The sequence below is a fragment of the Pseudomonas sp. DE0010 genome (assembly GCF_007680745.1).
GTDB lineage: Bacteria > Pseudomonadota > Gammaproteobacteria > Pseudomonadales > Pseudomonadaceae > Aquipseudomonas > Aquipseudomonas parafulva_B.
Genome location: NZ_VEJQ01000175.1, coordinates 1 through 288 on the forward strand (window position 1 = coordinate 1; position 288 = coordinate 288).

Here is a 288-nt window from a genome sequence, read left to right on the forward strand (position 1 = left end):
TGACCGGCGACCTGACGCCCAACTGGCGCATCCTCGGGGGCTACGCCTTCACCGACGCCGAGGTCACCAAGGACAACACCCTGGCCCGCGGCACCCGCCTGACCAACATCCCGCGCAATGCCGTCAACCTGCTCAACGTCTACGAATTCCACGACGGCGTGCTGCGCGGCCTGGGGCTGGGCGCCAACCTCAAGTACGTGGGCGAACGCGAAGGCCAGAAGACCGCGGTCAGCGACTACACGATGGACAGCTACACGGTCACCGACCTGCTGAGCTTCTACAAGGTCG

At 65.6% G+C, this 288-nt stretch carries 1 protein-coding gene; it reads left to right on the forward strand.

The features are described 5' to 3' along the window. Positions 1-288, forward strand: a 288-nt coding sequence (locus FS767_RS22130) for a TonB-dependent receptor domain-containing protein (RefSeq protein ID WP_144968237.1), incomplete at both ends; no start/stop codon positions are given.